Below are 8,839 nucleotides of genomic sequence, written 5' to 3'. Positions count from 1 at the left end.
AGCGCAGCGAGCATGAACGACGTTGACGCCGGCCCGCACGCCGGCTTGACCATGAACTATCGAGGGATGAACCACGCGGAGCCCACGCTCACCGAAGACGTGCGGTCCACGCCATAGCGTCTGACCCTCGTCCACAGGGCCCGCGATCGGCCTTGAGACCGGGAGCCGACTCTGGTGGCATCGACGGCGTGCGACTCCTCGACGCGCTGGCCGACCTGGTGCTCGGCGGTCGCTGCGTCGGCTGCACCCGGCCCGGCCGGGTGCTGTGCGGTCGGTGCGAGGCCCTGCTGCCGGAGCGCGCCCGGCCCGCGTGGCCGAGCCCGGTGCCTCCGGGACTCGTGCCGCCGTGGGCCGCGGGGCCGTACGACGGGGTGGTCCGGGCGATGGTGGTCGGCCACAAGGAGCACCGGCTGCTGGCCCTGCGCGACCCCCTGGCGCTGCTGCTGGCCCGGTCCGCCCTGGCCGCGTCGGCCCCGTTGCGCGGACCCGTCGTCCTGGTGCCGGTGCCGTCGCGGCCGGCCAGCGTCCGGGCCCGCGGCTACGACCCGACGTACGCCCTGACGGCGCGCGCTGCCGCGCTGCTGGCCGCCGCCGGGCGGGACGTGGCCGTCCGGAGGCTCCTGCGCACGCGGCCGGGCGTGGTCGACCAGGCCGGCCTGGGTGCCGAGGCCCGGGCGGCGAACCTGGCGGGCTCGATGCACTGCCCCTCGGCGGCGCTGCGCCGGCTCGGCGAGCGGTGGCCCCGGGCGTCGCTGGTCGTCTGCGACGACGTCCTCACCACCGGTGCGACCGCGCGGGAGGCCCAGCGCGCGCTGGAGTCCGTGGGGCTGCAGGTGACGGCCGTGGCGGCCGTGGCGGCGACCCGTAGGCGGCTGCCACCGGGTGGTCTCGCGAGTCACAGCGAATCTTGGGTGCTCAGGGTTTCGCCCAGCCAGAACACCCACTAGCGTCGGTGCATGGAGTCCGTCCGGGTCCGTGGTTGCGTCCTCGAGGCGCCCCGGTCCGGGGCGTCACGAAGGCAAGCCGATGCCAGTCGCAGGCGAAACGGTCCACGTAAGGCTCTCCCCGCCGGGTTCGCCCGCCGGGGAAGCCGATCACGGTGCGGCTTAGTCGTAAGTCCTGCCTCGTCCCCGTCGTCAGACACGGCGGTGGGCGGGAGAAGGGCAGTAGTGGCAGAGAAGCTGCGAACCCCTCAGCAGGCGATTGTGGGGTCGAAGACCAGGTCGGCCGGACGGGCTCCATCCACCAGCGAGCGCCGGGTCCTCACGGACCCGCGCTCCGGCATGCCTGCCGGAGGGCGCTAGCGGGGGCTGGAAGAAACCAACCAAGCAACGGGAGGTTCACATGGAAGTTGTGGTCACGGGTCGACACTGCGAGCTGTCCGATCGGTTCCGGAGTCACGTCGAGGAGAAGCTGACGCGACTCGAGAAGCACGACCACCGCATCATGCGGGTCCAGGTGGAGGTGGAGTGCGAGCGCAACCCGCGCCAGCACGACCGCGCCGTCCGGCTCGAGCTCACGGCCTTCTCCAAGGGCCCGGTGATCCGGGCCGAGGCGGCCGCCGAGGACAAGATGGGTGCGCTGGACCTGGCCGTGGACAAGATGGCCGCCCAGATGCGTCGTGCCGCCGACCGGCGTCGCGTGCACCGCGGCCGGCACGCGCCGGTGTCGGTCGGTCAGGCGCTCGCCGACAGCCAGCTCGAGGCCCTCACCAGCGAGGAGGAGGACACGGTGACCGAGCGCAAGGTCGGTCCCATCGCCGTGACCGGTGACGGCCCCCTCGTGGTGCGGGAGAAGACGCATGCCGCCAGTCCGATGACCCTCGACCAGGCCCTCTACGAGATGGAGCTCGTGGGGCACGACTTCTACCTGTTCGTCGACAAGGAGAACGACCGCCCGGCGGTCGTCTACCGCCGTCGTGGCTACGACTACGGCGTGATCTCCCTGGACCTGGGGGCCGGGGACTGAGCCGTCGACGAGCCGTCGCTGGAGGCGGGGTGACCCGATCGGGTCACCCCGCCTCGGCGTTGTCTGCCCCGCACGGGTCCCATCAGGGCCCCGCACGTGCCATGATGCGCACGTGGCCGATCACGAGACCGAGGTAGAGCCCGAGCCGATCCGGGTCCTCGTCGTCGATGACCAGGAGCTCTTCCGCCGTGGACTGACGATGCTGCTGGCGGTCGAGCCCGGCATCGAGGTCGTCGGCGAGGCGGGCGACGGCATCGAGGGCACCGACCTGGCGGCGAGCGCCGCGCCCGACGTCATCCTGCTCGACATCCGGATGCCGAAGCGCTCCGGCATCGAGGCCTGCCTGGCGATCAAGGAAGCCGTTCCCTCGGCCAAGATCATCATGCTCACGGTCTCCGACGAGGAGGCCGACCTCTACGAGGCGGTCAAGAGCGGCGCCTCGGGCTACCTGCTCAAGGACTCCTCCATCGAGGAGGTGGCGCAGGCGGTCCGCGTGGTCGCGGACGGCCAGTCCCTGATCAGCCCGTCGATGGCGGTGAAGCTGATCGACGAGTTCAAGCAGATGTCGCGCCCCGAGCGCGAGCACGTCCCCGGCCTGCGCCTCACCGAGCGGGAGCTGGAGGTGCTGCGCCTGGTGGCCAAGGGGCTGAACAACCGCGAGATCGCCAAGCAGCTCTTCATCAGCGAGAACACCGTCAAGAACCACGTGCGCAACATCCTGGAGAAGCTCCAGCTGCACTCGCGCATGGAGGCGGTCATGTACGCCGTCCGCGAGAAGCTGCTTGACCTGCCGTAGAGCCGGCCGAGGAACGAGGCCGGGTCTGCCAAGGCAGGTCAGGTTGAGGAGCGTCGGCGCAGACCGGAGCTTGCGAAGGGCTGCGCGACGCGTCTCGAAACCCGGTGACGTGGGCGCGACGGTGACCACCGTCGGTGCCGTGCTCTAGCCTCCCGCCATGCAGTCGCTGAGCACCGCGCAGGCCCGCCGGGTCGCGCTCGCCGCGCAGGGGTTCCTGGACAAGCGGCACGCCACGCCCACGCTGCGCACCTTCAACCGCACCCTGGAGCGCACCGGCGTGCTCCAGGTCGACTCGGTCAACGTCCTGCAGCGGGCGCACTACATGCCGCTCTACTCCCGGATGGGGCCCTACGACACCTCGCTGCTCGACCGGGCCTCGACCGGCCGACGTCGGCGGGTCGTCGAGTACTGGGCGCACGTGCAGGCGTACATGCCCGTGGACCTCTGGCCGGTCATGCAGCACCGTATGGAGGAGCACCGCGCCAAGCGCGGCAAGTGGGGCATCGTCGAGGAGGACCCCGAGCTCGAGAAGGGGCTGATCGACGAGGTCGCCGCGCTCGGTCCCTCGACCGCGCGGGACCTCGACGACGGCCTGCCGCGGACCAAGGAGCACTGGGGCTGGAACTGGTCCAACACCCGGCGCGTGCTGGACTACCTCTACACGGTGGGCGACCTGGCCATCGCCGGGCGCAACAGCCAGTTCGAGGTGCTCTACGACCTGCCCGAGCGGGTCATCCCGCCGGAGGTCCTGGCCCGGGAGACACCGTCGGCGGCCGAGGCCAGCCGCGAGCTGGTCCGCCGCGCCGCCCGGTCCCACGGCGTGGCCACCGCGCAGTGCCTGCGCGACTACTACCGGATGCACCACCGGTACGCCGGGCCGGCGATCGCCGAGCTCGTCGAGGAGGGGGAGCTCCTCCCGGTGACGATCGACGGCTGGCGGCGCCCGGCGTACCTCCACCGCGACGCCCGGCTGCCGCGACGCGCCCACGCCCGCGCCCTGCTGAGCCCGTTCGACCCGCTGGTGTGGGAGCGGGAGCGGACCGAGCGCCTCTTCGACTTCCGCTACCGGATCGAGATCTACGTCCCTGCGGCACAGCGGGTGCACGGCTACTACGTGCTGCCGTTCCTGCTGGGCGACCGGATCGTCGGCCGGGTCGACCTCAAGGCCGATCGCAGGACGGGTCGCCTGCTGGTCAAGGCGGCGTACGCCGAGCCCGGCGCGCCCGCGGAGACCGCGGAGGAGCTGGCCGCCGAGCTCCGTGACCTGGCGGACTGGCTCGACCTGGCGGAGGTCACCGTCGAGCCGCGGGGCGACCTGGCCCCGGCGCTCGCGGCTCTCGCCTGAGCAGCTCCTCGATCCGGTCCGCCCCGTTCCTCGCACCCGGCATCGCGCGGATCGCGGCGCCGAGGCGGGCCGCGGCCTCGCGGTGCGGGCCCGCGGCGAGCAGGCCCGCGAGCACCGGGGCCAGGGCCGCCGGCGTCGCGGAGCGCCTGACGACCGCCCCGGCCCCGGCGCCGGCGACGCTGGCGCCCACCATCGGCTGGTCCAGGAACGGGTGCATCGGCATCACGAGCACCGGCAGGTCGTGCGCCAGGGCCTGCATGGTCGTGCCGTGACCCCCGTGGCCCACGACCAGCGACATCCTTGGCATCACCTCGGCGTGGGGGACGTAGCGGTGGACCTCGGTGTTCGTCGGCGGCCGCAGGTCGGACGGGTCGATCACCGGTCCGGTGGTGGCGACGACCCGGGCGTCGAGATCGCCGGCGGCGTCGAGCAGGGACTGCAGGCGCCGGGTCATGCCCGGGAAGGCGTAGGTGCTCAGGCTGATCAGCACGGCCGGCTCCGGGGCCTCCGGCCGTGGGCCCAGCGGCGGGACCACCGGGCCCACGAAGTCGAGGCCCTCGGCGTGCGACCGTCGGCTGCCGGCGTCCAGCTCGGGCAGGGTCGCGACCAGGGTGGCCGCCGCGCCGGCCAGCGAGCGGGTCGGTCGGAGCCGGCGGGCCCGCATCCCCAGGCCGAGCGGACCGTGCAGCCACGGACCGCGCAGGTACGCGTCGTACAGGTGCTCCAGCACGACATAGCGGGTGGCGGACTCGCGCAGTGCCTCCATGGCGCCGAACAGCAGGCAGTCGACGACGACGAGGTCGGCGGGGGAGCGGCGCAGGGAGTCGAGCAGGTCGCGGCCCATCCCGCGGTCGGCGAACATCGCCAGCTGGGCGAGCGGGGACCCCGGCGCGCGGGACGAGAAGGGGCGGGCGGTCGCGTAGGCCTCGTGCTCGAAGCCGGCCGCCCCGACCGCGGCACGGTTGGCCTCGTGGCCGAGGAAGCGGACCCGGTGACCGCGGCCGGCGAGCTGGGCGGCGATAGCGAGCGCGGGCGGCACGTTGCCGCCGCCGTCCCAGGTGACGAAGAGGATCTCGGGCGCGGTGACTCCTAGGGCTGGGCCGGTCCGGCCGTCCCGAGCAGCGAGCGGACCAGGTGATGGATCCGGTTCTCGGTGAGGTCGCGGCCCAGGCCGCGGTCGCGGCGCAGCAGCTTCCACGTGTAGACGTCGGTGGCGACCACGAGCAGGTCGGCCAGCGCCGCGGGATCCTCGGCGGTGTCGAGGTAGGGCGCGAAGACCTCCTCGACCCAGGCGCCGTGCAGGCGCCGGCCGGCTGCGGTGACCCGGGCCATCAGCTCCTGGTGGGGCTCCTGGGCGAGCATCACCAGGACCCCGTCGCCGCGCTGCTCGTAGTGGTCGACGATCGTGCGCACGGCGGCGGCCACGTCGCCGACCGGGGTCCGTCGCTCCGCCTCCACCTCGGCCCGGCCGTGCTCGACCGAGGCCTCGACCAGGCCCGCCCGGCTGCCGAAGTGGCGCAGCACGGTCTGCACGCTGACACCGGCGCGCTCGGCGATGTCGTCGAGGGAGATGTCCGCGACCAGCCGCTCACCGTGCAGCTCCACGCTGGCGTCGAGGATCCGCCGCCTGGTCTCCTCGACCGCGCGGGCCCGGCTGGTCATGGTGTAGCTGCGCGTGCTCTTCATGTCAGTTCCAGTGAACGCCGCACCGATATTCGCGTCAATGGGCATTCACGTGAAATTCCGTGCGGGCGCGTTCGGTTAGGGTCCGCTCGGTGCGCTGGGTAGAGTGGCGCAGCACTCAACTGATCAGGGAGTTACAGCGTCGTGCCTGCCATTCTTGACAAGATCCTCCGCATCGGCGAAGGGAAGATCCTGCGCCAGCTCGAGGCGATCGCGCAGGCCGTCAACGCCATCGAGGACGACTTCGTCGCCATGTCCGACGCCGAGCTCCATGGCATGACCGCGGAGTTCAGGCAGCGCCTGGAGAATGGCGAGAGCCTCGACGACCTGATGCCGGAGGCGTTCGCGACTGTCCGCGAGGCGGCCAAGCGGGTGACGGGCATGCGGCCGTTCGACGTCCAGGTCATGGGTGGCGCGGCGCTGCACCTCGGCAACATCGCCGAGATGAAGACCGGTGAGGGCAAGACCCTCGTCGCCACGCTGCCGTCGTACCTCAACGCGCTGTCCGGCAAGGGCGTCCACGTCGTCACCGTCAACGACTACCTGGCGAAGTACCAGTCCGAGATGATGGGTCGGATCCACCACTTCCTCGGCCTCGACGTGGGCGTGATCCTCCCGGAGATGCGCCCCGAGGAGCGGCGTGTCGCCTACAACTGCGACATCACCTACGGCACCAACAACGAGCTCGGCTTCGACTACCTGCGCGACAACATGGCCGGCTCCATCGAGGAGTGCGTGCAGCGCGGCCACAACTTCGCGGTCGTCGACGAGGTCGACTCGATCCTCATCGACGAGGCCCGCACCCCGCTGATCATCAGCGGCCCGACCCAGGACGAGGTGCGCTGGTACGGCGAGTTCGCCGCGATCGCGCGCACCATGGTCAAGGACGTCGACTACGAGGTCGACGAGAAGAAGCGCACGATCTCCGTGCTCGAGCCGGGCATCACCAAGGTCGAGGACCACCTCGGCATCGAGAACCTCTACGAGTCGGCCAACACCCCGCTGATCTCCTTCCTGAACAACTCCATCAAGGCCAAGGAGCTGTTCCGCAACGACAAGGAGTACGTCGTCATGGACGGCGAGGTGCTCATCGTCGACGAGCACACCGGCCGCATGCTGGCCGGTCGCCGCTACAACGACGGCCTCCACCAGGCGATCGAGGCGAAGGAGGGCGTGACCGTCCGCGAGGAGTACCAGACGCTCGCGACCGTCACCCTGCAGAACTACTTCCGCCTCTACGAGAAGCTCTCGGGCATGACCGGTACGGCCATGACCGAGGCCTCGGAGTTCGACAAGATCTACAAGCTCGGCGTGGTCCCGATCCCGACCAACAAGCCGATGCAGCGCATCGACCAGGCCGACCTCGTCTACCGGACCGAGGAGGCGAAGTACGACGCGGTCGTGCAGGACATCGCCGAGCGGCACGAGAAGGGCCAGCCGGTCCTCGTCGGCACGGTCTCGGTGGAGAAGTCCGAGCACCTCGCGAGCGAGATGCGCAAGCGCGGCATCCCGCACTCCGTCCTCAACGCCAAGGTCCACGCCGACGAGGCCAAGATCGTCGCGATGGCCGGCCACAAGGGCTCGGTCACCGTCGCCACCAACATGGCCGGTCGAGGCACCGACATCATGCTCGGTGGGTCGGTGGAGTTCCTGGCCGACGCCGAGCTGCGCCGCAAGGGCCTCGACCCCGTCGAGCACTCCGAGGAGTACGAAGCGGAGTGGCCCGCCGCCCTCGACCGGGTCCGGTCGCAGGTCGCCGCGGAGCACGACGAGGTCAAGGAGCTCGGCGGCCTCTACGTGATCGGCACCGAGCGCCACGAGTCGCGGCGCATCGACAACCAGCTGCGTGGTCGTTCCGGCCGTCAGGGCGACCCGGGTGAGTCCCGGTTCTACCTGTCGTTGCAGGACGAGCTGATGCGGCTCTTCAAGTCCGACTGGGTCGACCGCGTGCTCCAGGTCCTCAAGATCCCCGACGACGTCCCGATCGAGAACAAGCGGGTCACGAACGCGATCGCCAACGCCCAGGGCCAGGTCGAGTCGCAGAACTTCGAGTCCCGCAAGAACGTCCTGAAGTACGACGACGTGATGGACCGGCAGCGCAAGGTGATCTACACCGAGCGTCGCAAGGTCCTCGAGGGCGCGGACCTGGAGGACCAGATCCGCACCTTCATCGACGACGTCGTCACCGGCTACGTGAACGGGGCCACCCAGGAGTTCGCGGAGGAGTGGGACCTCGAGGCGCTGTGGACCGCGCTGCGCCAGATCTTCCCGGTCTCGGTTGACCCCGAGGTGCTGGAGAAGCAGGCCGGGGGCCGTGCCAACCTCGAGGTCGACGAGCTCATCGAGGTTCTCCGCAAGGACGCCCACGAGGCCTACGACCGCCGCGAGCGCGAGGTGGGCGACGAGGTCATGCGCGAGCTCGAGCGTCGCGTGGTCCTCTCGGTCCTCGACCGCAAGTGGCGCGAGCACCTCTACGAGATGGACTACCTCCGCGAGGGCATCTACCTGCGGGCCTACTCGCAGCGCGACCCGCTCGTGGAGTACCAGCGCGAGGGCTTCGACATGTTCGCCGCCATGATGGACGGCATCAAGGAGGAGTCCGTCGGCTTCCTGTTCAACCTCGAGGTCCAGGTCGAGGCCGAGGAGGAGCCCGAGGCGGCCGAGGAGGTCCTGGAGCCGATGCGGCAGCCGGTGCCCGGCGCCCCCGGCCGGGAGGTCCCGCACATCCACGCCAAGGGGCTCGACCGTCCGCAGCAGCCCACCGCGCTCTCGTACTCCGCGCCCAGCGAGGACGGCGAGGTCGAGGTGAAGGCCGCTGCCGCCGAGGACCCGTACGCCGGGGTCGGCCGCAACGCCGACTGCCCCTGTGGCTCGGGCAAGAAGTTCAAGAAGTGCCACGGTGCACCGGGCGGGCCGACCGGCCTGACCGCGCGCATCAGCTGACTCGGGGTCCGGTGGTCGAGCTCGTCGAGGCCACCGGAACCCGAGGCAAGCGCGCCGAGGACCTGCTTAGCGTGGTGGACGCGATGCTGTAGATCGCCCGCACA

7 protein-coding genes are annotated in these 8,839 nt (G+C 71.0%); 5 read left to right on the top strand and 2 right to left on the bottom strand.

Annotated features, from left to right (window positions below):
* Nucleotides 1-188: 188 nt before the first annotated feature.
* The 4 genes from ABD268_RS10985 (at nucleotide 189) to ABD268_RS10970 (ending at nucleotide 4,109) form a co-directional block, all read left to right on the top strand.
* The gene (locus ABD268_RS10985; protein ID WP_344151430.1) at nucleotides 189-947 is read left to right on the top strand and encodes a ComF family protein; all 759 of its coding nucleotides are present in this window, start codon (nucleotides 189-191) and stop codon (nucleotides 945-947) included.
* A gap of 397 nt (nucleotides 948-1,344) precedes the next feature.
* Complete coding sequence (gene hpf, locus ABD268_RS10980) at nucleotides 1,345-1,968, top strand: ribosome hibernation-promoting factor, HPF/YfiA family (protein ID WP_344151428.1); 624 nt, start codon at nucleotides 1,345-1,347, stop codon at nucleotides 1,966-1,968.
* 112 nt (nucleotides 1,969-2,080) lie between these two features.
* Nucleotides 2,081-2,764 (top strand): response regulator, encoded by a 684-nt coding sequence (locus ABD268_RS10975; RefSeq protein WP_344151425.1) that lies wholly within the window; start codon nucleotides 2,081-2,083, stop codon nucleotides 2,762-2,764.
* A 157-nt stretch (nucleotides 2,765-2,921) separates the two neighbouring features.
* Entirely contained in the window at nucleotides 2,922-4,109 is a 1,188-nt protein-coding gene (locus ABD268_RS10970) for a winged helix-turn-helix domain-containing protein (protein ID WP_344151422.1), read from the top strand.
* On the opposite strand, the gene ABD268_RS10965 is transcribed toward ABD268_RS10970, so the two are convergent.
* Both ABD268_RS10965 and ABD268_RS10960 read right to left on the bottom strand, forming a co-directional pair.
* Nucleotides 4,057-5,148: a glycosyltransferase gene (locus tag ABD268_RS10965; protein ID WP_344151419.1), complete on the bottom strand. Its 1,092-nt coding sequence runs from the start codon at nucleotides 5,146-5,148 to the stop codon at nucleotides 4,057-4,059. The two genes, ABD268_RS10970 and ABD268_RS10965, sit on opposite strands and share 53 nt — an antisense overlap.
* 50 nt (nucleotides 5,149-5,198) lie before the next feature.
* Nucleotides 5,199-5,795: a TetR/AcrR family transcriptional regulator gene (locus ABD268_RS10960; RefSeq protein WP_344151416.1), complete on the bottom strand. Its 597-nt coding sequence runs from the start codon at nucleotides 5,793-5,795 to the stop codon at nucleotides 5,199-5,201.
* Nucleotides 5,796-5,936: 141 nt separating this feature from the next.
* Here ABD268_RS10960 and secA point away from each other — a divergent pair, with 141 nt between their 5' ends.
* Nucleotides 5,937-8,735 (top strand): preprotein translocase subunit SecA, encoded by a 2,799-nt coding sequence (secA, locus tag ABD268_RS10955; RefSeq protein WP_344151413.1) that lies wholly within the window; start codon nucleotides 5,937-5,939, stop codon nucleotides 8,733-8,735.
* Nucleotides 8,736-8,839 lie beyond the last annotated feature (104 nt).

It is taken from the genome of Nocardioides koreensis, assembly GCF_039531775.1.
GTDB lineage: Bacteria > Actinomycetota > Actinomycetes > Propionibacteriales > Nocardioidaceae > Nocardioides > Nocardioides koreensis.
Note: the sequence above shows the minus strand (reverse complement) of the source record. Positions and strands in the feature narration are given on the sequence as shown.

Coding starts and splice junctions, on each gene's coding strand:
- ABD268_RS10960 (WP_344151416.1), bottom strand. CDS start 5,795: ATGAAGAGCACGCGCAGCTACACCATGACCAGCCGGGCCCGCGCGGTC.
- hpf (WP_344151428.1), top strand. CDS start 1,345: ATGGAAGTTGTGGTCACGGGTCGACACTGCGAGCTGTCCGATCGGTTC.
- ABD268_RS10970 (WP_344151422.1), top strand. CDS start 2,922: ATGCAGTCGCTGAGCACCGCGCAGGCCCGCCGGGTCGCGCTCGCCGCG.